12 protein-coding genes are annotated in these 24,194 nt (G+C 73.7%); 5 read left to right on the forward strand and 7 right to left on the reverse strand.

Annotated elements, in window-relative coordinates; genetic code table 11:
• Positions 1 to 90 precede the first annotated feature (90 nt).
• The 5 genes from ACIGXW_RS24410 (at position 91) to ACIGXW_RS24430 (ending at position 5,454) form a co-directional block, all read left to right on the forward strand.
• Complete coding sequence (locus ACIGXW_RS24410; RefSeq protein ID WP_071963893.1) at positions 91 to 1,362, forward strand: aspartate kinase; 1,272 nt, start codon at positions 91 to 93, stop codon at positions 1,360 to 1,362.
• On the forward strand, positions 1,359 to 2,474 hold the full coding sequence (locus ACIGXW_RS24415; protein WP_399575001.1) for an aspartate-semialdehyde dehydrogenase: 1,116 nt from the start codon (positions 1,359 to 1,361) through the stop codon (positions 2,472 to 2,474). The genes ACIGXW_RS24410 and ACIGXW_RS24415 overlap by 4 nt, the downstream gene beginning before the upstream one ends.
• A 291-nt stretch (positions 2,475 to 2,765) precedes the next feature.
• The gene (locus ACIGXW_RS24420) at positions 2,766 to 3,479 is read left to right on the forward strand and encodes a SigE family RNA polymerase sigma factor (protein ID WP_399575002.1); all 714 of its coding nucleotides are present in this window, start codon (positions 2,766 to 2,768) and stop codon (positions 3,477 to 3,479) included.
• The gene (locus ACIGXW_RS24425) at positions 3,476 to 4,570 is read left to right on the forward strand and encodes a hypothetical protein (RefSeq protein WP_399575003.1); all 1,095 of its coding nucleotides are present in this window, start codon (positions 3,476 to 3,478) and stop codon (positions 4,568 to 4,570) included. Before ACIGXW_RS24420 ends, ACIGXW_RS24425 begins: the two co-directional genes overlap by 4 nt.
• Before the next feature lie 53 nt (positions 4,571 to 4,623).
• Positions 4,624 to 5,454 (forward strand): SURF1 family protein, encoded by an 831-nt coding sequence (locus tag ACIGXW_RS24430; protein ID WP_071963891.1) that lies wholly within the window; start codon positions 4,624 to 4,626, stop codon positions 5,452 to 5,454.
• Here the strand turns inward: ACIGXW_RS24430 and ACIGXW_RS24435 are convergent.
• From ACIGXW_RS24435 to ACIGXW_RS24465, 7 genes are all read right to left on the reverse strand, one after another.
• Positions 5,390 to 7,183 carry a prolyl oligopeptidase family serine peptidase gene (locus ACIGXW_RS24435; RefSeq protein WP_399575122.1) on the reverse strand — a complete coding sequence of 598 codons (1,794 nt, stop codon included), beginning with the start codon at positions 7,181 to 7,183 and terminating at the stop codon, positions 5,390 to 5,392. The genes ACIGXW_RS24430 and ACIGXW_RS24435 overlap by 65 nt on opposite strands.
• Positions 7,184 to 7,244: 61 nt before the next feature.
• Positions 7,245 to 7,901, reverse strand: coding sequence for a hypothetical protein (locus ACIGXW_RS24440; protein ID WP_399575004.1), 657 nt, complete (start codon positions 7,899 to 7,901; stop codon positions 7,245 to 7,247).
• Positions 7,898 to 8,782: an ATP-binding cassette domain-containing protein gene (locus ACIGXW_RS24445; RefSeq protein WP_399575123.1), complete on the reverse strand. Its 885-nt coding sequence runs from the start codon at positions 8,780 to 8,782 to the stop codon at positions 7,898 to 7,900. The genes ACIGXW_RS24440 and ACIGXW_RS24445 overlap by 4 nt, the downstream gene beginning before the upstream one ends.
• A 72-nt stretch (positions 8,783 to 8,854) precedes the next feature.
• A complete protein-coding gene (locus ACIGXW_RS24450; protein WP_399575005.1) occupies positions 8,855 to 9,985 on the reverse strand; it encodes an alpha-hydroxy acid oxidase in 1,131 nt (376 codons plus the stop codon).
• Positions 9,982 to 11,046, reverse strand: a complete 1,065-nt coding sequence (gene hppD / locus ACIGXW_RS24455) for a 4-hydroxyphenylpyruvate dioxygenase (RefSeq protein WP_399575006.1) — start codon at positions 11,044 to 11,046, stop codon at positions 9,982 to 9,984. The genes ACIGXW_RS24450 and hppD overlap by 4 nt, the downstream gene beginning before the upstream one ends.
• 48 nt (positions 11,047 to 11,094) lie before the next feature.
• On the reverse strand, positions 11,095 to 11,316 hold the full coding sequence (locus tag ACIGXW_RS24460) for an MbtH family protein (RefSeq protein ID WP_071963885.1): 222 nt from the start codon (positions 11,314 to 11,316) through the stop codon (positions 11,095 to 11,097).
• A 23-nt stretch (positions 11,317 to 11,339) separates the two neighbouring features.
• Positions 11,340 to 24,179, reverse strand: coding sequence for an amino acid adenylation domain-containing protein (locus tag ACIGXW_RS24465; protein ID WP_399575007.1), 12,840 nt, complete (start codon positions 24,177 to 24,179; stop codon positions 11,340 to 11,342).
• Positions 24,180 to 24,194 lie beyond the last annotated feature (15 nt).

Below are 24,194 nucleotides of genomic sequence, written 5' to 3' on the forward strand. Positions count from 1 at the left end.
CACCATGTGACACCGGCGTGGCCGGTTCCGGCCGCTCGTTAGACTCGGTCCCGACCGCATTACGCATATGTATAGCTGCGAGGAGCGCACGTGGGCCTTGTCGTGCAGAAGTACGGAGGCTCCTCCGTTGCCGATGCCGAAGGCATCAAGCGGGTCGCCAAGCGAGTCGTGGAAGCCAAGAAGAACGGCCACCAGGTGGTCGTCGTGGTTTCCGCGATGGGCGACACGACGGACGAGTTGATCGATCTCGCCGCGCAGGTTTCGCCGATCCCTGCCGGGCGTGAGTTCGACATGCTGCTGACCGCCGGAGAGCGGATCTCCATGGCGCTGCTGGCCATGGCGATCAAAAACCTCGGTCACGAGGCGCAGTCGTTCACCGGCAGCCAGGCCGGAGTCATCACCGACTCGGTCCACAACAAAGCGCGCATCATCGACGTCACGCCGGGCCGCATCCAGCAGTCCGTGGACGCGGGCAACATCGCGATCGTGGCCGGCTTCCAGGGTGTGTCCCAGGACAAGAAGGACATCACCACCCTGGGCCGGGGCGGCAGCGACACCACCGCCGTCGCTCTGGCGGCCGCGCTGGACGCCGAGGTGTGCGAGATCTACACCGACGTCGACGGTGTCTTCACCGCCGACCCGCGGGTCGTGAAGAAGGCCCGCAAGATCGAGTGGATCTCGTTCGAGGACATGCTGGAGCTGGCCGCGTCCGGTTCCAAGGTGCTGCTGCACCGCTGCGTCGAGTACGCACGCCGTTACAACATCCCGATCCACGTCCGCTCGTCCTTCTCCGGGCTGCGCGGCACCTGGGTCAGCAACGAACCGCAAGGGGACCAGCCGATGGAGCAGGCGATCATCTCGGGTGTCGCGCACGACACGTCCGAGGCGAAGGTCACGGTCGTCGGGGTGCCGGACAAGCCGGGCGAGGCCGCGACGATCTTCCGGGCGATCTCCGACGCCGAGATCAACATCGACATGATCGTGCAGAACGTCTCGGCGGCCTCCACGGGCCTGACGGACATCTCCTTCACCCTGCCGAAGACCGAGGGCCGCAAGGCGATCGAGGCGCTGGAGAAGACGAAGTCCCGCGTGGGCTTCGACTCGCTGCGCTACGACGACCAGATCGCCAAGATCTCGCTGGTCGGCGCGGGCATGAAGACCAACCCGGGCGTCACCGCGACGTTCTTCGAGGCGCTGTCGAACGCCGGCGTGAACATCGAGCTGATCTCGACCTCCGAGATCCGCATCTCGGTCGTCACGCGCGCCGACGACGTCAACGAGGCCGTACGGGCCGTCCACACCGCCTTCGGTCTGGACACCGAGAGCGACGAAGCGGTCGTGTACGGCGGCACCGGCCGATGACGTCCGTGGGCCCGGGCGGGGCGGGCGTCGTGCGTACGACTGCGGACGGCGCCCGCTCCACCCGGCCCACCCTCGCCGTCGTCGGCGCCACCGGCGCCGTCGGGACGGTCATGCTGGAGATCCTCTCCCGGCACGCGGACATCTGGGGCGAGATCCGTCTCGTCGCGTCCGCGCGCTCGGTGGGGCGGAAGCTGACCGTCCGTGGCGAGGAGGTCGAGGTCGTCGCGCTGAGCGAGGAGGCGTTCGAGGGCGTCGCCGTCGCGATGTTCGACGTGCCCGACGACGTGGCCGCGCGCTGGGCGCCGATCGCGGTGGCCAAGGGCGCGGTCGTCGTGGACAACTCGGCGGCGTTCCGGATGGACCCGGACGTTCCGCTGGTGGTCCCCGAGGTGAACGCGCACGCCGCCCGGGTCCGCCCGCGCGGCATCATCGCGAACCCCAACTGCACCACGCTCTCGATGATCGTCGCGGTGGGCGCGCTGCACGCGGAGTTCGGGCTGAGCGAGCTGGTCGTCTCCTCGTACCAGGCGGTCTCGGGCGCCGGCCAGGCCGGCGTGGACGCGCTGCGGGCGCAGCTGACGGCCGTGGCCGGTACGGACCTGGGCACGCGGCCCGGCGATGTGCGGCGCGCGGTCGGCGACGCGACGGGGCCGTTCCCGGCGCCGGTGGCGCTGAACGTGGTGCCGTGGGCCGGCTCGCTGATGGCGGACGGCTGGTCCTCCGAGGAGCTCAAGGTGCGCGCGGAGTCGCGCAAGATCCTCGGGCTGCCGGAGCTGAGGGTGAGCGCGACCTGTGTGCGCGTACCGGTGATCACGACGCACTCGCTGAGCGTGCACGCGCGCTTCGAGAACGAGGTGACCGTCGAGCGGGCGCACGAGATCCTGGCCAACGCGCCGGGGGTGGTGCTGTGCGACAGCCCGGCCGAGGGCGAGTTCCCCACACCGGCCGACGCCGTGGGCACCGACCCGACGTGGGTGGGGCGGGTGCGGCGCGCGTTGGACGACCCCCGTGCGCTGGAGCTGTTCGTGTGCGGCGACAATCTCCGCAAGGGCGCGGCGCTCAACACGGCACAGATCGCGGAAGTCGTGGCGGCGGAGCTGACCGCTCGGTGATACTGGGGAATACATGGGGGATGTGTGAAGGTTCTGTGATCAACTCGTTGGTCCAGACCTCTTGAACTGGGCAGATGATCTGTTCGACTATTCGCTCCCCGTCCCGCCGCAACCGCGGCCGAGGTGGGGAGCGTCTTTGTTGCCGTCTCTCGCGGCGGTACCAAAACCGGGGCATTAGGAAGAGCTGGTACGCATGAGGGCAAGGGGCGCGTCGTCCGGCGAAGCGTCGTCAATCGCAACCGCGATGCCTAGCGCGTACAACCCTGACGGGGGGAAGCGTGTCCAACAGGCGTGGCAGAGGTCATCAGCATCGCAACCGTCCCGCGGCGCGGCAGCGCCGCAGTGCGCCCGCGTTCCGGCACACCGGGCGGTATGCCGGTGATCGCTCCCTGGTCCCGGATCCCCCCGCAGGCGTCCCCGGCGTCCGCCACCCCGGCCACCTCGCCGGCGTCCGCTCCGATGGCCCCGCCGACGGCGTCGCCGTGGGGGGACGCTGACCAGGCGATGGCAGCGGGCACCACAGTCGACCACCTCACCGAGACCTACCGGGCGCACTACCGGTCGCTGCTCGGTCTCGCAGCCCTGCTCCTCGACGACACGGCCTCCTGCGAGGACGTGGTGCAGGAAGCCTTCATCCGGGTGCACTCCGCGCGCAACCGCGTGCGCGACCCGGAAAAGACCCTCGCCTATCTGCGGCAGACCGTCGTCAATCTGTCCCGCTCCGCGCTCCGTCGCCGCATCCTCGGGCTGAAGCTGCTGTCCAAGCCGATGCCCGACATGGCGAGCGCCGAGGAAGGGGCGTACGAACAGCTGGAGCGCGACCAATTGATCAAAGCCATGCGTGGACTTCAGCGCCGCCAGCGTGAAGTCCTCGTCCTGCGCTACTTCGCCGACATGACCGAGGCCCAGGTCGCCGAGACCCTGGGCCTCTCGCTCGGCTCGGTCAAGGCATACGGCTCCCGCGGCATCGCGGCGCTCCGGGTCGCCATGGAGGCGCCGGTATGAGCCACCCCCCCAGCCACGACGGTCACCGCGACGGCGACTGTCACTCGTCCCCCCTGCCCGGCGCCGACCTCGACGAGCAGGCGCTGCGCCGCCTGCTGCAGGGAGCCGTCGGCGATCTCGAACCCTCCACCGACGCGCTGGAGCAGCTGCGGCGCGCCGTGCCGGCCCGGCGCACCCGCCGACGGCAGGCCGCCGTCGGCGTCGCCGCCGCGGTGATCTTCGGGATCGCGGCCATGCCCGCGCTCATCCACGTCGCCACGACCGTCGGCACCGCCGACGACCGCCCGGCCAACGCGGCCAGCAGCCGCCAGCGCACGCACGAGATGTCCGACGGACGGCACGGCGGCCGCGACGAGGACGGCAGGCCCGGAGAGAACACCGCCGGGCCGGATGCCGGCAGGCACGAGGAGGACCGGCACGGCGAGGAGGGCAAGAAGGACGGCGGTACCGCCGGCCCCACGGGCTCCCCGGGCGCCGCCGCCCCGGCCCCCGGCCCCACGCTCGCCGCGTCCTCGCCCACCTGCGACCGCAAACAGCTCGGCAAGGGCGCCGGCAGCGTCGCCCCCGCGGACAAGGACGGCCGCGTCTACGGAGCCTTCCGCGTCGTCAACGTCTCCAGCACCGTCTGCGCCGTGGCCGGCAGCGCGGGCGTGGTGGCCGCCCAGGCCCAGGGCAGCGCCGAGAGCTCCCGCGTCACGGTCGTGGACCACACGGTCGGCGACGCGGCGACGGGCCTGCCCGACCCGGCCACCGAACCGACCCAGGTGATCCTCCAGCCGGGCCAGGCGTACGAGATCAAGTTCGCCTGGGTCCCGTCCGCCGACGGCGGCCCCAGCGGCTGCTCCAAGCCCACGGCCCCCTCGGCCGCCCCGCCGGCCAGCCCCTCCTCCCCGGAGTCCGGGACGGCCGCCAAGGCCGAGGAGGGCACGCAGACCACCCAGGACACCGCCCCGGCCAAGCCCCCGGCGAGCGTCGTGCTCAGCCACACCCCGGACGCGGGCGAGCCCAAGGCCGCCGACACGACGATCCCCGACGCCTGCGCCGGCACGATCTACCGCACCGGAGCCCTGGCCGCGAACCCGGCACCGTAGCCCCGCGCCGCCCCGCCGGACGGCGGCCGTGGCGTTGCCCGTACCGTGGTGGTGTGTATCGGTTCCTGCTGACTCCCCGCTGGTGGGGAATCAACGTCTTCGCGGTGCTGGCCATCCCCGTGTGCCTGTTCATGGGCAGCTGGCAGCTCAGCCGCTTCGAAACGCGCGTCGACTCCCATCGCGACCAGCAGACCCAGGCCGACGAGGCCCGCACGGCCGACTCCGCGCCGCTGGCCGATCTGCTGCCCGTGAGCACCGAGACCTCCGGCCGCCGGGCCACGGCGACCGGACGCTACGACACCGGGCACCAACTGCTCGTACCCGACCGGGACCTGGACGCCCGCAAGGGCTTCTACGTCCTGACCCTGCTGCGCACCGACGCGGGCAAGGCCCTGCCCGTCGTCCGCGGCTGGCTGCCCGGCGACGCCGGCTCGAAGGACGACACCGCGAAGATCCCGGCCCCGCCGTCCGGCCGGGTCACCGTGGCCGGCGCCCTCCAGGCCTCGGAGAGCCCCTCCTCCAAGGGCGTGCGGACCTCCGGCGGGCTGCCGCAGGGGCAGCTCGGCGTGATCAGCGCCGCTTCGCTGGTGAACCTCGTGCCGTACGGGGTGTACGACGCGTGGATCACCGTGACCGAGGCGGCCGCCCCCCTGACCGCGGTGCCCGCGGCCGCCGCCCCCAACAGCGGCCTGGACCTCAAGGCCTTCCAGAACCTCGGCTACACCGGCGAGTGGTTCGTCTTCGCGGGCTTCGTCGCCTTCATGTGGGTCCGGCTCTACCGCCGCGAGGCCGAGGCCGCCAGGGACCTGGCGATGGGCATCACGCCCGGTCCGGACGGCCCAGATGACGCTCCGCAAAAGCGATCTCCAGCCGAAGCTGCTTGATCCGCTCCTCCACCACCAGCGAGCCGTGCCCCGCGTCGTAGCGGTACACCTCGTGCGGATGCCCGCGCCGCTCCAGCCGCTCCACGTAGTTCTCCACCTGACGGATCGGGCAGCGCGGGTCGTTCATCCCGGCGGAGATGTAGACCGGCGCCCGCACCTGGTCGACGTACGTCAGCGGTGACGAGGCCGCGAACCGCTCCGGCACCTCCTCCGGGGTCCCGCCGAGCAGCGTGCGGTCCAGGGCCTTCAGCACCTCCATCTCGTCGTGGTACGCCGTCACGTAGTCGGCGACCGGCACGGCCGCAAGCCCCAGCGTCCACGCCCCGGGCTGCGTGCCCAGACCGAGCAGCGTCAGATAGCCGCCCCACGACCCGCCGGCCAGCACCAGCCGCCGCGGGTCCGCGAGCCCCGACGCCACGGCCCACTCCCGCACCGCCCCGATGTCCTCCAGCTCGATGAGCCCGACCCGGTGCTTGAGCGCGTCCGTCCAGGCCCGCCCGTAGCCCGTGGAGCCGCGGTAGTTGACGCGCACGACCGCGAACCCGTGGTCCACCCAGGCCGCCGGCCCGGCGGCGAACGCGTCGCTGTCGTGCCACGTCGGACCGCCGTGGATGTCGAAGACCGTCGGGAACGGCCCTTCGCCCGCGGGCTTCTGCACCAGCGCGTGGACCGTGCCGCCCGGGCCCTCGACCCATACGTCGGAGACCGGCACCGAGTCCGGGGCCTGCGCTATGCCGTGGGAGACCGCGGGCGCGCTCAGCACCGTGTGCCCGGCCGTGGACCGCACCACCGGAGGCTTGGCGGCCGAGGACCAGAGGAACTCCACCGTCCCGTCGGGCCGCGGCAGCGCCCCCGACACCGTCCCGGCCGGGGTCTCCAGGCGGGTCAGCCGGCCGTCCGACAGTTCGTAGCGCCACAGCTCGCTGCGCGCCTGGTAGCTGTGGTCGATCAGCAGGGCGCTGCCGTCGGGGAACCAGGTCGCGTCCAGGTCGCCCGGCAGGTCGACGGTGAGCACCGTCTCCTCGCCCGTGACGGCGTCCCACAGCATCGGCTCCCAGCGGCCGCGCCGCTGGTGGCCGACGAGCAGCCGGGAGTCCCCGTCGACGGGCGCGAACCCCATCACGGCCAGGCCCAGCTCCTCGGTGCCGCCCCGGGTGTCGTCCAGCTCGCCGACGACCGAGCCGTCCGTCGTGACGACCCGGATCGCGTAGTGCATGGCGTCGCCGTGCTCGGTGTGCTCGACGGCGATCAGAGAACCGTCGTGGGACAGGTCCCCCACGCCCGCCGACTGCTGGTGCCGGTAGATCTCCACCGGCTCGCCGCCCGGACGCACGACGTGGACCGTCGAGCCGCCCTTGTCCGTGGACCGGCCGATGACCGCCGTGCCGTCGCGGCCCAGCGCCAGCCCGTCCGGGTACGAGGGCTCGAGGCCCGGCGCGGCGGGCTCGTCCGGCCCGCCGTGGAAGGGCTGGCGCACCCATACGCCGAACTCGTCGCCGTCGGTGTCGGAGAACCACCAGATCCACTCGCCGTCCGGCGACAGCTTCCCGCCCGACGTCCCGTTCGGCCGGTCCGTGACCTGCCGCTGCTCGCCCGTGGCCCGGTCCCAGGCGTACAGCTCGTAGGTCCCGGTGGCGTTGGAGGTGAACAGCGACCGGTCCGGAGCGCCCTTGGCCCACTTCGGCAGCCCCACCCGCGGCGCCCGGAAGCGCTTCTCCCAGTCAGGCATCTTGCTCTCAGTCATGCCCCCCATTCTGCGCCGCCGGGACCGCGACCCGGCGGGGCGGAGCTCACTCCTTGCGGGCGGCGACGTACTGCGTGACGGCCGTGAACGCGGCCAGGATCGCGGCGGCGATCGCGAGCATGCCGCCCGCGGGCGCCAGCAGCTCTGCCGAGTCCGACGTCGTCGCCATCAGGTTGAACAGCCGGTTGACCGGCGGCATCCCCTTGGCGAAGAGCGCGCCCATCACCAGGGCGAGGGCGGCCACCAGCGCGTACCCCTGCCGCCGGAAGACCAGCCGTGAGCACAGCACGCCGATGGCGATGCCCACCAGCGCGCAGGTGAGCTGCGCTTCCATGCCCAGCAGCAGGTCGACCGGCGTGACGTCGTAACTGCCCACCCACAGCGGGAAGAACAGTCCGAAGACCATCAGGGCCAGACAGCTCAGCAGAGCCGTACCGATCACCGCCAGCAGGACCTTGAGGGACCGGCCGGAACTGATGACGACGATCGCCCGCTGCGTCGCGTCGTCCAGGCTCATCAGCGCGATGGTCAGCCACGTCGAGCAGACGAACAGCGCGCCGGCGGAGGAGGCGTAGGCCGGGGGAAGCGGGCCGCTGCCGTTGACGGTCAGCACGCCCATCAGCCCCGTGAACAGGAGCACCGGGGCGAGATAGCGCTGCGTGTGCAGCACGGTGGAGAAGGTGTAGCGGATGAGCGCGATCACCGCAGGCCTCCGTTCATGGTGGCGTCGGTCGTGCGGTCGTCGTGGGCCGTGCCCGTCACCTGCAGGACGGACCAGCCGTGCTGCAGGGCGGTGTACAGCAGGGAGTCGGTGGCCTCGCGGGCCACGGTCATCGTGATCCGCGTGGCCCGGCGGCTCACCGCCAGCACGCCGTCCAGCGCCTCCCAGGGGAGGTCCTGGGGCGCGGGTCCCGTCTGCGGGCCGGACAGGACGACCTCGGCGGCGGGCCGGTACGCGGCCGCCGCAGGTTCCGGACCGCGCAGGGAGACCCGCCCCTTGGTGACGGTGTAGGTCCGGGAGGCGCGGGCCCGGGTGACCGACTCGCGGTGGTCGGTGAACAGCACCGTGCCCCCGCCGTCGGACACCTCGGTCATGATCTCGGCCAGGACGCCGTGGGCGTCGGCGTCCAGGCCCGACCACGGCTCGTCCAGGACGAGCAACCCGGGCTCGACCAGCAGGGCCTGGGCGAGCGCGACCTTCTGCGCGTTGCCCTTCGACAGGCTCCGCAGCGGCGCGTCCTTGCCGCCCACCAGCGCCAGCCGGTCCAGCAGCCGGTGGGCCCGCGAGGAGGCCGCCGACGTGGTCAGCCCCCGGACGCGGCCCATGTGCGTCAGATACGCCGCGGCCGACATGCGCTCGTTGGGGGAGAAGCGGTCGGGGACGTAGCCGATGACCGGGGGCCGCCCGGCCACCGCGCCGCGCGTCGGCCGGGACAGCCCGACCGCTATGCGCAGCAGCGTCGACTTTCCCGAACCGTTTCCGCCCGCGAACGCCACGACTTCGCCGGCGGGGGCCTCGACATCGACGTCCCTGAGAATCCAATCGCCTCTGCCGTAGCGCTTGCTCACCGCTTCAAGACGCAACAAGTGGACTCCTCGCCGGACGCGCTGATCTCCAGATGCGTGCAGGCTACAACGCCTGTTGTTCGGGCCGTGTCAACTCCGGGGCGGGAACGCATGGGTCCGCGTCCTCTCCGTGCGCAGACCGGCCGCCGCGGTGGTGTCGGCGCAGCCGGCCAGCGTCATGTTCGCGCCCAACTCGGTGCGCAGCAGGTCCAGTACGCGCTCCACGCCGTGCTCCCCGCCCGCCGCCAGGCCCCACAGGACCGGTCGGCCGAGGAGGACGCCGCGTGCGCCCAGGGCCAGTGCCTTGAGGACGTCCGTGCCGTCGCGCACGCCGCTGTCCAGCAGGACCTCGCAGTCGCCGGAGACGGCCTCGGCCACGGCGGGCAGCGCGCGGAGGCTGGGCACGGCACCGTCCAGCTGGCGGCCACCGTGGTTGGAGACCACGATGCCGTCGGCGCCGGCGTCCACCGCCGCACGGGCGTCCCGCGGGTCCAGGACGCCCTTGACCACCAGTGGCAGCGACGTCCTGGCGCGCAGTTCCGCCAGGTCCCGCCAGGACAGGCCCGGTGCGAACGCCGCGCTGGTGTGCACGGCGAGCGCCGAGGCGCCGCCGAAGCCGCGGTGCGCCTCGGTCCCCGGGCCGGTGTCGAGGTTGGCGGCCCGCACGTGCTCCGGGAGCGCGAAGCCGTTGCGCACGTCCCGCAGCCTGCGGCCCATCACCGGCACGTCGACGGTGACCATCAGCGCCTCGCAGCCGGCGGCCTCGGCCCGGGCGACGAGTTCGTGGTTCTTGCCCCGGTCGCGCAGGCAGTACAGCTGGAACCAGGTGGTCGCTCCGGTGGCGGCGATGTCCTCCACCCGGTGGCTGCTCAGCGTGCTCACGACGTAGGGGACGCCCGCCGTGCGCGCCGCCCGCGCGGCGGCGAGCTCGCCGTCCTCGTGGAACAGGCGCTGGTACGCCATGGGGGCGACGGCGACGGGCATGGCGGCGTCGCTGCCGAGCAGCTTGGCGCCGGTGTCGGCGGCGGTGACACCGGTGAGCACCCGGGGCACGAGCGCGACGTCGGCGAAGGCGGCGCGGTTCGCGGCGAGCACCGCCTCCGTACCGCTGCCGCCCTCGGCGAAGTCCCGGACGGCGGGCTCGAGCACGGCCTCGGCGGCCGCCCGGACGTCGTCCAGGCACACCGCCGTCAGGGCCCGTCCCGACTCGGCGGCGGTCATCCCAGCTGCTCCGCTTCGACCGCTTCGTACAGGGCCTTGATGTTGCCGCTGCCGAAGGTCGTGGCCCCGGCGCGCTCGATGACCTCGAAGAAGAGCGTCCTGCGGGGGTGCACCGACCTGGTGAAGATCTGGAAGAGCTGTCCCGCGTAGTCCTCGTCGGCCAGGATGTTCAGGGCGGCGAGTTCGTCGGTGGAGTGCCGGACCAGCCGCAGGCGGTCGCCCAGCATCCGGTAGTAGGCGGCCGGGGTGTTCAGGAACTCCACGCCCCGGGCGTGCATCGTGCCCACCGAGCGCACGACGTCCTCGGTCCGGAAGGCGATGTGCTGGACGCCCGCGCCGCCGTGGTTCTTGACGAAGTGGTCGATCTGCCCGGGCTCCCGGGAGGTGTCGGGCTCGATGAGGGTGAGCGTCACGGTGCCGGAGGGATTCTGCACCACCTCCGAGTCCATCGCCTGCGCACCGACGACGATCTTCTCCGTGAAGGTGTTGCGGAAGCCCAGGACCTCTTCGTAGAACGCGACGGCGGGCCGGAGCCCGCCGGGCTCGAGGCACACCGCGAAGTGGTCGATCTCCAGCAGCCCGGTCGGTGCGGCGGGCTCCTGGCCGTGCGCGGGCACGAACCCCGGGAGCCGGTCCTGCGGGATCCCCTCCCGGCGCTGCACGAAGGTGTGCAGCACGTCGCCGAAGGCCCGCACCGAGGCCGTGATCACGCCCTCGTGCTCGACCGGCTCCGCGACGGGCACCGCGCCCCGGTGGACGGCCCCGGCGAAGGCGGCAGCGGCGTCGGCCACCGTCAGGGCGATGTCGGCGACGCCCTCGCCGTGCCGGCGCGTGTACACGGCGGCGGGGTGGTCCTCGGCCGAGGCCTCGGTGAGCACCAGGCGTATCCGCTCACGGCCGACCGCGGCCGAACGCGCCCCGTCCCGCGCCGCGGCCGTGGCGTACACCTCGAAGCCGTAGGTGCGCGCGAGCTCGCCCACCTTCGCGTCGAGGTCCTCGACGTACAGCGTCACATGGTCGATGGACAGTTCTTGGAAGTCGGTCTTCGGTCGTGCGTTCACAGCCGCGTTCTCCTGAGTGCCTTTTCGTTCCCCGCCGGTGCGCGTGCGCTACGCCGCGCCGGCGTCCATCGCCGTGACCAGGCTGGTGGGGCGCATGTCCGTCCAGTGCTCGCCCACGTAGTCCAGGCACGCCTGGCGGCTGTCCTTGCCGAACACCGTCGTCCAGCCGGCCGGTACCTCGGCGAAGGCCGGCCAGAGGGAGTGCTGTCCCTCGTCGTTGCGCAGCACGAAGTAGCTGCCGTTCTCGTCGTCGAAGGGGTTGGTCGCCATGTGTTCTCCGTGTCCTTTCGTGATCACGAGCCGTCGGCCCGCGGTTCCCGGTCGTCCGCCAGGCGGGCGCCGGCCATCTTCCGGGCCAGTACCGGGCCGATGTCGGCCAGCGGCCCGGGCCGGGTCATCTCCTCGTGGCCGCAGGCCACGCGGTGTCGTTCCACCTGTCCGCCGACGTGCGGCAGCCACAGCCGGGGCGTCAGCGTCGAGGTGGCGTCCTGTTCGGCGGCGAAGTGCACGAGGTCGCCCTCGAAGACGCCCGGGGTGAACGCGCGCGCCGCCCGGGTGTTGCCGAGGTAGACCGAGACGAGCCTGTCCGCCGTCGCGTCGTCGAGGTCGTGTCCGCCGGCCTGGCCGCGGACCGCCTCGGCGACCTCCGCCCGGTGCGGCGGCGCCACGACAGTGCCCGCCAGCGGGTAGGCGTCCAGGACGGCCAGCAGCGCGACCTCGGCGCCCGCGGCCCGCAGGCGCACGGCCATCTCGTGGGCGATCAGGCCGCCGACCGACCAGCCGACGAGGTGGTACGGGCCGTCCGGCTGCACCTCGCGGATCCGGTCCACGTACAGCGCGGCCGTCTCCTCGACCGTGGCGGGAAGGTCCCGCGGGTCCGACAGGCCCGGTGACTGCAGCGCGTACAGCGGGTGCCGGTCGGGGATGTGCCGGGCGAGTCCGGCGAACGACCAGCCCACGCCGCCGGCCGCGGGGACGCAGAACAGCGCCGGCCCCCCGCTCCCGCGCCGCAGCGGCAGCAACCCGTCGAAGGCGCCCGCCTCGTCGGCCGTGCCCGCGTCCCGGCCGGGGCCGGCCTCCAGCCGTTCGGCGAGCTCGGCGACCGTCGGGGCCTCGAACAGGCTGCGCAGCCCGATCTCGACGCCGAGCGCCTCGTGCAGCCGGCCGATGAGTCCGGCCGCCAGCAGCGAGTGGCCGCCCAGGGCGAAGAAGCCGTCGTCGATCCCGACTTCGGGCACGCCGAGCGCCTCCGCGAACAGCTCGCACAGCAGTTCCTCGCGCGCAGTGCGCGGCCCGCGGCCGGACGGCGCGGCGAACTCCGGGGCGGGCAGCGCCTTGCGGTCGAGCTTGCCGTTGGGCGTGAGGGGGAAGCGCTCCAGCGGTACGACGGCCGCCGGCACCATGTGACCGGGCAGCGCCGCGGCGACGTGGCGGCGCAGCGCCCCGGCGTCCACGATGCGCCCGGCGTCGGGCACGACGTAGCCGGTCAGCGTCCGTCCGCCGCGCCCGTCGTCGTGGAGGGTCACGGCGGCCTGTGCCACGTCCGGGTGCGCGAGGAGCACCGCCTCGATCTCGCCCGGCTCCACGCGGAAGCCGCGCACCGAGAGTTGGTGGTCCGCGCGGCCGGCGAAGTGCAGCCGGCCGTCCCGGTCCCAGTGCACGAGGTCGCCCGTGCGGTACATGCGGGCCCCCGCCGGGCCGTGCGGGTCGGCGACGAACCGCCCGGCGGTCAGCCCCGGCCGCCCCGCGTACCCGCGGGCCAGACCGGGCCCGCCGACGTACAGTTCGCCGGTCACGCCGGGCGGCACGGGGCGCAGCCGGTCGTCCAGGACGTAGGCGCGGGCCCCGTCCAGGGGCCGGCCGATCGACGGTGCGTCGGCACCGGAGAGCGGCTCGCTCATCGTGGCGCAGACGGTGGCCTCGGTCGGCCCGTAGGCGTTGACGAGCCGGCGGCCCGTTCCCCACCGGCCCACCGCGTCCCGGGGCAGCGCGTCGCCCGCCGTGATCAGCGTGGTCACGGACGCCAGGGCGTGCGGGGGCAGCAGCGGCAGGGCGACGGGCGGCAGCGTCACATGGGTGATCGCGTGCCGGGTGAGCACCTCGGCCAGCGGCCGGCCCGGGGTCAGCTCGTCCTTGTCGGCCAGCACCAGTTCCGCGCCGGAGAGCAGCGCCATGCACACCTCGGAGAAGGCCGCGTCGAAGCTCGGGGACGCGAACTGCAGCACGCGGTCCCCCGGCCGGACCCGGAACCGCTCGATCTGCCGGGCCGCGAGGTTGGCGGTGCCGGAGTGGGTGACGAGCACGCCGTTGGGGCGTCCGGTGGAGCCCGAGGTGTAGATGAGGTAGGCCGGGTGGTCCCGCAGCAGGGGCGCGGTCCGGTCGGCGTCCACCGGGTCGGTGGACGGCGCGGCGGCGATCCGGGCGGCGGCCTGCGGGCTGTCCACCGTCAGGACGGCCGTGTGCTCGGGCAGTTCTCCCACGAGCTCGTCGTGGATCTCCTGGAGTGTGAGCACCAGGGCCGGGCGGGCGTCGCCGAGCATGGTCCGGATCCGCTCGGCGGGGTAGCCGGGGTCGACCGGAAGGTAGGCGGCGCCCGACTTGAGCACCCCGAGCAGGGCGGTGATCTGCTCGGCCGAGCGGGGCAGCGCGAGCGCCACCACGCTCTCCGGCCCGAGGCCGAGGCCGATCAGCGTGTGCGCCAGCCGGTTCGCCCGCCGGTTCAGCTCCGCGTACGACACGGTCGTCGCGCCGGAGCGCAGCGCCACGGCGTCCGGGGAGCTCGCCGCCCGGTTCCGGAACAGCTCGGTGACGGTGCCCTCCGGCACGCGCGCCCCCGTTCCGCTCCAGTCGGCGACGGCCCGCTGCTCGTCCGGCAGCAGGACGTCCGCGGCGCTGATCGGCTTGTGCGGGGCGGCGGAGAGGTCCTCCAGGAGGCGTGCCAGGCGGGCCACGATCCCCGTCGCGGTGGCCTCGTCGAAGAGGTCCGCGCTGTAGCGCAGCTCGATGCCGATACCGGCGGGCTCCGTGGCGTCGTCGAAGGCCTCGCCGAAGGTGAACTCCAGGTCGAACTTGGCGACGCCCGGGTCCACGCCGGCCTCGGCCATGGTCAGGCCGGTCAGGTCGGCGCGCGGCGGCCGGTAGTCGCGCATCGTCGCCAGCACCTGGAACAGCGGGTGCCGGGACATGCTGCGCTCGGGGTTGAGCGCCTCCACCAGCCGCTCGAACGGCACGTCCTGGTGGGCGTAGGCCGCCAGCGCGGTCTGCCGCACCCGCCGGACGAGGTCGCCGAAGGCGGGGTCGCCGGAGGTGTCGGTGCGCAGCACCAGGGTGTTGACGAAGAAGCCGACGAGGTCGTCGAGCGCCTCGTCGTCGCGTCCGGCGACGGGGGTGCCGACGGGGATGTCGGTGCCCGCGCCGAGCCGGGTGAGCAGGGCGGAGAGCCCCGCCTGCAGCACCATGAAGGGGGTGGCGTCGCTTTCCCGGGCCAGCTCGCGCAGCCGGCGGTGCAGGCGCGCGTCCAGGTCCGCCGTCACCGTGCCGCCGCGGTGGCCGGCCACCGCAGGGCGCGGCCGGTCGGCCGGCAGCGCCAGCTCCTGCGGCATCCCGGCCAGGGCCGAGCGCCAGAAGGCCAGCTGGCGGGCGCCGAGGCCCTGCGGGTCGTCCTCCTCGCCCAGCACCTCGCGCTGCCACAGGGCGTAGTCGGCGTATTGGACGGGCAGCGGACGCCAGTCGGGGGCCGCGCCGGAGCGCCGCGCCCGGTAGGCCGTCGCGAGCTCCCGGGCCAGCGGGGCGAGCGAGGTGCCGTCGCACGCGATGTGGTGCAGCACCAGCAGGAGCACGTGCTCGGTGGGACCGAGCCGGAACACGGTGGCCCGCAGCGGGAGGTCACGGGTCAGGTCGAAGCCGCGCCCCGCCGCCTCGGCGAGCGCGCCGGGCAGCCGGTCCTCGGCGGTGTCGACCAGGGCCGGCCGGGGGGCGGCCCCGGCGGTCTCCCGCACCAGCTGGTGGGGGACCCCGCGGACCTCCGGGTAGACCGTGCGCAGCGTCTCGTGCCGGCCGACCACGTCGGCCAGGGCGGCCCGCAGGGCGTCCAGGTCGAGGTCTCCGGTCAGCCGCAGCGCCATCGGCACGTTGTAGGTGGCGCCCGTGCCGTCCAGCCGGTTCAGCAGCCACAGTCGCTGCTGGGCGTACGAGAGCGGGATCCGCTCCGGCCGTTCGGCCCGGCCCAGGGGTGCGCGGGCCGCACCAGCCCCGGCGAGCCGCTCGGCGAGCCCGGCGGGCGTGGGCGTCTCGAAGACGGCCCGCAGGGCCAGTTCGGCGCCGAAGGCCGTACGGACGGCGTTGACCAGCCGGGTGGCCAGCAGGCTGTGTCCGCCGTGGTCGAAGAAGCTGTCGTCGGGGCCGACGGAGGGCACGCCGAGGACGTCCGCGAAGAGCGCGCACATGAGCTCTTCCGCGGGGGTGCGCGGGGCGCGTGCCGTCTCGGAGGCCTGGAAGTCGGGTGCGGGCAGGGCCTTCCTGTCGAGCTTGCCGTTGGCGTTGACGGGGAGGGTGTCCAGGACCACGGTCGCGGCCGGTGCCATGTAGTCGGGCAGCGTGGCGGTGATGTGGCGGGTCAGTTCCTCGTGGGAGGGGTGGGGGTCCGCTGTCGTGGTGACGTAGGCGACGAGTTTGTGGTCGCCGGCAGGGGTGGTGTGGGTGGTGACGGTGGCGTGGGTGATGGCGGGGTGCCGGGAGAGAACGCTCTCGATCTCCCCGAGCTCGATACGGAACCCACGGACCTTGACCTGGTGGTCGGCGCGGCCCAGGTAGTGCAGCACGCCGTTCTCGTCCCAGCGGGCCAGGTCACCCGTGCGGTACATCCGCGAGCCCGCCGGACCATAAGGATCGGCCACGAAGTGACGGGCGGTCAGGCCCGGTCGGCGCAGGTAGCCGTCGGCGACCTTGGGCCCGGCCAGGTACAGCTCGCCGGCGACCCCGGCCGGGACCGGGAGCAGCCGCCCGTCGAGGACGTAGGCGCGGGTGCCGGGCAGGGGCTGCCCGATCGGCGGAGCCAGCACCTCGCCCGCATCGCTCTCGTACCAGCCGGTGGCGTAGACGGTGGACTCGGTCGGCCCGTACAGGTTGGCTATCCGCACCCCGGGTGCGTGGTGCCGCAGCCGGCGCACCAGCTGCTCGGGCAGTGCCTCGCCCGCGAGCACGATCTGGTCGCAGTCCAGGGGCGTGCCGGCGTCCAGCAGGGCCGAGAAGACCGAGGGCACACCGCTGATCAGCGTTCCCGACCACGGCCGTTCGGCCAGTGCCAGCAGGTCGGTCACCACCTCGATGCGGCCACCGGCCAGCAGGGGCGCGAAGATCTCGAACACCGACACGTCGAAGGACAACGACGTCGACGCCGGGACCCTCGCCAGGTCCCGTTCGCCGAAGCGCTCCACCGCCCAGGACAGGAACACCGACATGGACCGGCGGGAGACCACCACGCCCTTCGGCTTCCCCGTCGACCCCGACGTGTAGATCACGTAGGCGGGGGAGGCGGCCGTGGCCGGCCCGTGGGGGGCGAGCGGCGCGTCGGGCAGTTCCGCGAGCTCGGCGGCGGTGCGCGGGTCGTCCAGGACGAGGGCCGGCGTCCCGTCGGCGGGCAGGCGGTCGGCGACCGACCGCTCCGTCAGCACCAGGCCCGGGGCGGCGTCGGCCAGCATGAACGCGATGCGGTCCGCCGGGTATCCCGGGTCGACCGGCACGTAGCCCGCGCCGGCCTTCAGCACCGCCCATACGGCCACGACCATCTCGGCGGACCGCGGCACCGCCACGGCCACCAGATCGCCGGGGCGCACTCCGCGCGCCCGCAGGAGCCGCGCGAGCCTGTCGGCCCGGCCGTTCAGCTCCGCGAAGGACAGTGTGACGTCGCCACAGACCACCGCCGTGGCCATCGGTGAGCGCGCGGCCTGCGCCTCGAACGCCGTCACCACGTCCACGACGGGCTCCGGGTCGGCCGTGCCGCCCCACACCTCGACGATCCGCTGCCGCTCGTCCGGCGAGAGGACGTCGACGGCGCCGAGGGGCAGGTGCGGGTCGGCGGCGACGGCTTCCAGCAGGCGGACGAGCCTGCGCGTCATCAGGGCGACCGTGTCCCGGTCGAAGAGGTCGGCGCTGTAGGCGACCTGCCCGGCGATGCCGGCCGGGGCGCCGCGCTCGTCGAAGCGCTCGCCCAGCTGGAAGTCGAGGTCGAACTTCACCGAGGTGGACTCGAGGTCGGGCACGCTCACCCGCAGCCCGGGCAGGCGCAGTTCGGGCTCCGCGGTGTTCCGCAGCGCGAGCATGACCTGGAAGAGGGGGTGCCGGCCCAGGGAACGGGCCGGGTTGAGCACCTCGACCAGCCGCTCGAAGGGCACGTCGGGGTTGGCGTAGGCCGCCAGGTCCGCTTCGGTCACGCGGCCGACGAGCCCGGCGAAGTCCGGGTTCCCGGAGGTGTCGGTGCGCAGCACCAGGGTGTTGACGAAGAAGCCGACGAGGTCGTCGAGGGCCTTGTCGTCCCGGCCGGCGATCGGGGTGCCGATGGGGATGTCCGTACCGGCGCCGAGCTTGGTCAGCAGGGCGGCGAGGCCGGCCTGCAGCACCATGAACAGGCTCGCGCCGTGCTCCCGCGCCAGGCGGGAGAGGCGGTCGTGGAGGGCGGGAGCGATCTCGAAGGGCACCGCTCCGCCGCGGTAGCTGAATTCCGCCGGCCGGGGCCGGTCCGTGAGCAGGGCCAGCTCCTCGGGCAGCCCGGCGAGGGCCTCGCGCCAGTGGGCCAACTGTCCGGAGATCCGGCTGTCCGGGTCCTGTTCGTCGCCGAGCACCTCGCGCTGCCACAGGGCGTAGTCGGGGTACTGGACGGCCAGCGGTGCGAAGTCCGGTGCGCGGTGCGCGGCGCGGGCGGCGTAGGCCGTGGCGACGTCGCCCGCGAGCGGTGCCATGGACCAGCCGTCGCCCGCGATGTGGTGCAGCACGACCAGGAGGATGTGCTCGTCCGGTGCGGTCGCGAACAGGGTGGCGCGCAGGGGTGGTTCGGCGGTGAGGTCGAAGCCGCGCCGGCATGCCTCGGCCAGGGCGTGGTGGGCGTCCTTCTCGTCGACCTCAACCACGTCGAGGCCGACCGTGGCGGCGGACGGGTCGTGCACGAGCTGGCTCGGCTCGTCCCCGGCCTCGGGGAACGTGGTGCGCAGGCTCTCGTGCCGGGCCACCACGTCCCGCAGCGCGGCGGTCAGGGCCCGTCGGTCCAGTGCGCCGGAGAGGCGCAGCGCCACGGGGATGTTGTAGGCGCCGCTCGGTTCCCCGAGGCGGTTGAGGAACCACAGGCGTCGCTGGGCGTACGACAGTGGCACCACGTCCGGCCGGTCCACCGGGACCAGCGGGGGCCGGCCGTGGCCGGCGTCGCCCAGGCGCTGGGCCAGCTCCGCGACGGTCGGCGCCTCGAAGACCGCTCGCACGGTCAGCTCGACGCCCAGGGCGGCGCGAACGGCGTTGACCAGGCGGATCGCCAGCAGCGAATGGCCGCCCAGCTCGAAGAAGCCGTCGTCGATCCCGACGCCGGGCACCCCCAGCACTTCGGCGAACAGGCCGCAGAGGGTCTCCTCCCGCAGGGTGCGGGGGGCGCCGCCGCGTACCTCACCGATCAGGTCCGGCATCGGCAGCAGGGCGCGGTCGAGCTTGCCGTTCTCGGTGACGGGCAGGGAGTCGAGCACCACGAACGCGGCGGGGATCATGTAGTCGGGCAGCCACTCGCGCAGGTGGTCGCGCAGGGAGGCGTTCAACTGCCCGGACTCGCGGAAGGCGACCGGGTCGTTGGTGAGGCCGCCCGCGTACGTCTTCTCGTCGTCACCGGCGGCGTGCGTGGACAGGGGGTCGGACGCGGAGGCGGCCGAGGCGGCCACGAACAGTGCGTCCAGCCGGCCGTCGGCGTCGCCCTCGGTCCAGGTCAGTACGGTCCGGTAGCCGAGTTCCGTGCCCAGCGCGACGAGGTCCTCGGGGTCCACTCCGCGGGCACTGTCGTACGCCTCCCGCACGCGGGCGAGGTCCTCGCCCGCCACCAGGGACCGGGCGGCCGCCGCCTCGGCGGCGGTGCGGGCGTTCGGCACGCCCGTCACCCGGACGCTCTCCGGCCGGTCGCGGTCGAGTCGGGCCCGCAGCGCGGGCAGGCCCGCGACGTCGTCGGCCCAGCTCCACACGGGTCCCGCGGCGAAGGTGACCAGGTCCTCGGGCCGCTTGCGGTGCAGGACGACGTCGTAGCGGTACCGGCTGAGCTCGTTGTGGTGCCGGCCGCTCTTGACCCGGACGTCCACGCCGCCCACGTGGGGGTTGCCGGCGCGCAGGCGGTGGAAGAAGGCGGGGGCGACGAGGAGTTCCTTCTCCTTCAGCACACGCCGGTCGACGTCCCGGCGCAGCGCGTCCGCGCTCTCGGGGTCCGGCGTGCGCGCGAGGGCGACCGCCGTGTGGAAGCCGCGCAGGAGCGTGAGGTTGCGTACGTCGCCGACGAACACCGCGCCGCCGGGGACGACCAGGTCGACGGCCTTGGCCAGCACGGACTCCAGATATCCGGCGTGCGGGAAGTACTGGGTGACCGAGTTGATCACGACGGTGTCGAAGTGGCCCTGGGGGAGCCCGTCGAAATCGTCGGCGGCCTGGACGCGCAGTTCGACGCGGTCGTCGAGCGCGGGGTGGCGGCCGAGCTCGTCGCGGAGCGAGGCGATGGCCTCGGCGGAGAAGTCGGTCGCCCAGTAGGACTCGCAGTCCCCGGCGAGCCGGCTCAGGATGAGCCCGCTGCCGACGCCGATCTCCAGGACGCGGCGGGGGCGCAGCGCACGGACGCGCTCCACGATGGACTCGCGCCACTCGTGCATCTGCTCCAGGGGGAGCGGTTCGCCGTCGTAGCTGCTGTCCCAGCCGGAGAAGTCCTCGCCGAACCCGGCGTCGGAGGTGCGGCCGTACATGCCGTCGTAGATCTGCCGCCACTCGGTGACCTGCTCGCGGGTGCCCGTCTCGAGGCGGTCGGTCAGCCGCTGCCAGTCGGCGACCACATAGCCGACGAGCTGCGTCTCGCCCCGGTGGTCGGGGCGGGCGAGCACCTCGGCCTCGCGGACGTCCGGGTGCTTGGCGACGGCCGCGGCGATCTCGCCCGGCTCGATGCGGAAGCCGCGGATCTTGACCTGGTGGTCGGCGCGTCCGGCGAACTCCAGCTGCCAGTCGGCGTTCCACCGTGCCAGGTCGCCGGTGCGGTACATCCGGGCCCCGGGCGGGCCGAAGGGGTCGGCGACGAACTGTTCGGCGGTGCGGCCGGGGAGGTTGAGGTAGCCGCGGGCGAGGCCGGCGCCGGCGAGGTAGACCTCTCCCGTCACGCCCTGGGGAACGGGCCGCAGGTGCGCGTCCAGGATGTAGATCCGGGTGTCGGCGAGCGGGCGCCCGATGGGCACGGCCGCGCCGGCGGTGTAGGGGGCGCGCACCTCGTGCTGGGTCGCGCAGAGGGTGGCCTCGGTGGGCCCGTACAGCTGCCGGACGACCGCGCCGGGGGCGTGTTCGAGGACGCGCTGCACCGCGACCGGCGAGACGACGTCGCCGCCGGTGAGGACTTCCCGCACGCCCGCGAGGGCGCCGGGCGCGTCCTCGGCGAGCACCCGGAAGAGGCCCGCGGTGAAGTGCACCGCGGTGATCTCCTCCTGTCGGATCAGGCGGGTGAGCGCGGCGGTGTCCAGGCGGCCGGGCGGGGCGAGCACGACCAGCCCGCCGGCCAGGAGGGTCACCCACAGCTCGTAGTCGGAGATGTCGAAGGCGTACGGCGCGTGCAGCAGGACGCGCTCGTGGTGTCCGGTGTCCCAGCACGGGTCGCAGGCCAGCGCGAGGAGCTCGCGGTGCGCGACGGCCACGCCCTTGGGGGTGCCCGTGGAGCCGGAGGTGTACATGATGTAGGCGAGCTGGTCCGGGTGGACCGGTACCGCCGGGTCGTGGGAGGGCTCGTGGGCCAGGGCGGGGTCGTCGTCGAGGACGACCACCGTCGCGTCGTGCTCGAAGCCGCGCGCGAGCATGGCCCGGTCGGTGAGCAGCACGCTCGACCGGGTGTCGGCCATGACCCACTCGAGCCGCTCGGCGGGGAACGCCTCGTGCAGCGGTACGTAGGCGCCGCCGGCCTTGAGCACGGCGAGGACGGCCACCGCCAGCTCCGGCGAGCGCTCCAGGAACACGGCGACCCGGGTCTCCGGGCCGACGCCGAGCCCGATGAGGCGGTGGGCCAGCCGGTTGGCGCGCTCGTCCAGCTCGCGGCGGGTCAGTTCGCGGTCGCCCGCGCGGACGGCGGGGGCGTCGGGTCCGGCGGCGGTGACCTCGGCGAGCCGCCGGTGCACGGTGGTGGTGGGGCGGCCCTGCTCGCTCCAGGTGCCCAGCAGCCGCTCGCGCTCCTCGGCGGCCAGGACGTCGATGGCGCCGAGGTGCTGGCGGGGGTCGCGGGCGACGGAGGCCAGCAGCCGGGTGAATCGTTCCGCCATTGCCTCGGCGGTGTCCCGGTCGAAGAGGTCGGTGCTGAACTCCAGGACGCCGGTGACCCCGCCCGGGGTGTGCCCGGCGCCGAAGGTCTCCGTGATGTTGAACGCCAGGTCGAACTTGGCGGGCCGCAGCGCGTCCGGCTCCACCGCCACGCTCAGGCCGGGGAGCGTCAGCTGGGCCTCGGCGTTGTTCTGCAGCGCGAGGAAGACCTGGAACAGGGGGTGCTGGGAGAGCGAGCGCACCGGGTTGAGCAGCTCCACCAGCCGCTCGAAGGGCACGTCCTGGTGGCTGTAGGCCGCGAGGGCGGTCTCGCGGACCCGCCGCAGCAGGTCGCTGAAGCGCGGGTCGCCGGAGGTGTCGGTGCGCAGCACGAGGGTGTTGACGAAGAAGCCGACCTGCTCGTCGAGCGCGGCGTCCGTGCGGCCCGAGATGGGGCTTCCGACGGGGATGTCGGTGCCCGCGCCCAGCCGGGTGCACAAGGTGGCCACGGCGGCCTGGAGCACCATGAACAGGCTGACGTTGTGGCGCTGGGCGAGGTCGAGGAGGCGTGCGTGCAGCGCGGCGTCGAGCTCGATGTCCACGGTGTCGCCGCGGAAGCTGAGCTTGCGCGGCCGCGGCCGGTCGGTGGGCAGGGCCAGCTGCTCGGGCAGAGCGCGCAGCGTGCGGCGCCAGAAGTCGGTCTGGGCGCTCAGGGCGCTGTCCGGGTCGTCCTCGTCGCCCAGCACCTCACGCTGCCACAGCGTGTAGTCCGCGTACTGGACGGGCAGCGGCGCCCAGTCGGGGTCCGCTCCGCCGAGCCGGGCCGCGTAGGCGGTCCCCAGGTCACGGGCGAGCGGTGCCATGGACCAGCCGTCGCCGGCGATGTGGTGCAGGACCAGCAGCAGGACGTGCTCGTCCGGGCCGAGCGGGAAGAGGTGGGCCCGCAGGGGGAGTTCGGTGGTGAGGTCGAAGCCGAGCGCCGAGGCGGCCGCGAGGGCTTCGGGGAGCTTGTCCTCGGTCGTGGGCGTGACGGTCAGCGTGGGGCGGGCGGTGGCGGTGTCGAGGATCCGCTGGCGGGGTTCGCCGCCGGCCTCGGGATAGACGGTGCGCAGCGATTCGTGCCGGGCCGTCAGGTCGGCCAGGGCCGCGTCGAGCGCGGCGCGGTCGAGCCGGCCGGTGAGCCGCAGCGTCGCCTGGATGTTGTAGGCGGCCCCGCCGTCCTCCATCCGGTTGAGGAACCACAGGCGCCGCTGGCCGTGGGAGAGGGGGAGTTCGGCGGGCCGGTCGGCGGGGGCGAGGGCCGGGCGGGCCCGGTCGCCGCCGGCGAGGCGGGCCGCGAGCTCCTGCACGGTGGGCGCCTCGAAGACGGTGCGCACCGGAAGCTCGACCCCGAGCCGGGAGCGGATGCCGTTGGTCAGACGGGTGGCCAGCAGTGAATGGCCGCCGGTGTCGAAGAAGTTGTCGTCGACGCCGACGGTGGGCACCCCGAGCACCTCGGCGAACAGGCCGCAGAGGATCTCCTCCTGCGGCGTGCGCGGCCCGCGGCCGGTGGTCGTGGCGGCGAAGTCGGGGGCGGGCAGGGCCCTGCGGTCGAGCTTGCCGTTGGGGGTCAGGGGCAGCGCGTCCAGCCCGACGATCGCGGCCGGCATCATGTACGAGGGGAGCCGTTCGGCGAGGTGGGCGCGGAGCACGGCCGGATCGGCGGCGTCCGGGCCGGGCACCACGTAGGTGACCAGCCGCTTCTCGCCGGCCGGGTCCTCGTGCACCACGACGGCGGCTCGGTGGACGGACGGGTGCCCGTTCAAGGCGCCCTCGATCTCGCCGAGTTCGATGCGGAAGCCGCGGATCTTGACCTGGTGGTCGACCCGGTCGAGGAATTCCAGCTGTCCGTCGGGGCGGCGGCGCACGAGGTCGCCGGTGCGGTACATCCGGGCGCCCGCCGGGCCGTAGGGGTCGGCCACGAAGCGCTGGGCGGTGAGCCCGGGCCGGTTCAGGTAGCCGCGGGCGACGCCGGAACCGGAGAGGTAGAGCTCGCCCGCCACGCCGTCGGGCACCGGCCGCAGGCCGCTGTCGAGTACGTACGCACGGGTGTTGGCGAGCGGCAGGCCGATGGGCGGCCGTCCGGTGTCCTCCTCGCCCAGGGGCGCCGCGGTGGACCAGATCGTCGTCTCGGTCGGCCCGTAGACGTTGGTGACCTCCCGCGCGGACGCCCGCAGCGCGCGCGAGAGCGGCTCGGGCAGCGCCTCGCCGCCGACCAGGACCCTGAGCTGTCCGGCGTCCTCGGGGTGCCCGGCGGCCAGCAGGCTCTGCCACAGCGCGGGGGTCGCCTGCATCACGGTGGCGCCCGAGGCGGAGATGAGCTTGCCCAGGGCGTACGGGTCCCCGCTCGCCTCCTTCGGCGCGAGCACGAGCCGCCCACCGCTGACGAGCGGCAGGAGCAGCTCGAGGTTGGCGATGTCGAAGCCGAACGTCGTCACCGCCAGCAGTCCGTCCCCGGGCCCGAAGGAGAGCCGGTCCCGGAAGTCCGAGAGCAGGTTGACGAGGTTCTCGCCGGTGACGACGGTTCCCTTGGGCGCCCCGGTGGACCCGGAGGTGTAGATGACGTAGGCGGGACGGGCGCTATTGCTCTGCTCGAGCGGCATTCTTCAAATCCTCGT

Source organism: Streptomyces sp. NPDC053079, assembly GCF_044546695.1.
Taxonomy (GTDB): domain Bacteria; phylum Actinomycetota; class Actinomycetes; order Streptomycetales; family Streptomycetaceae; genus Streptomyces.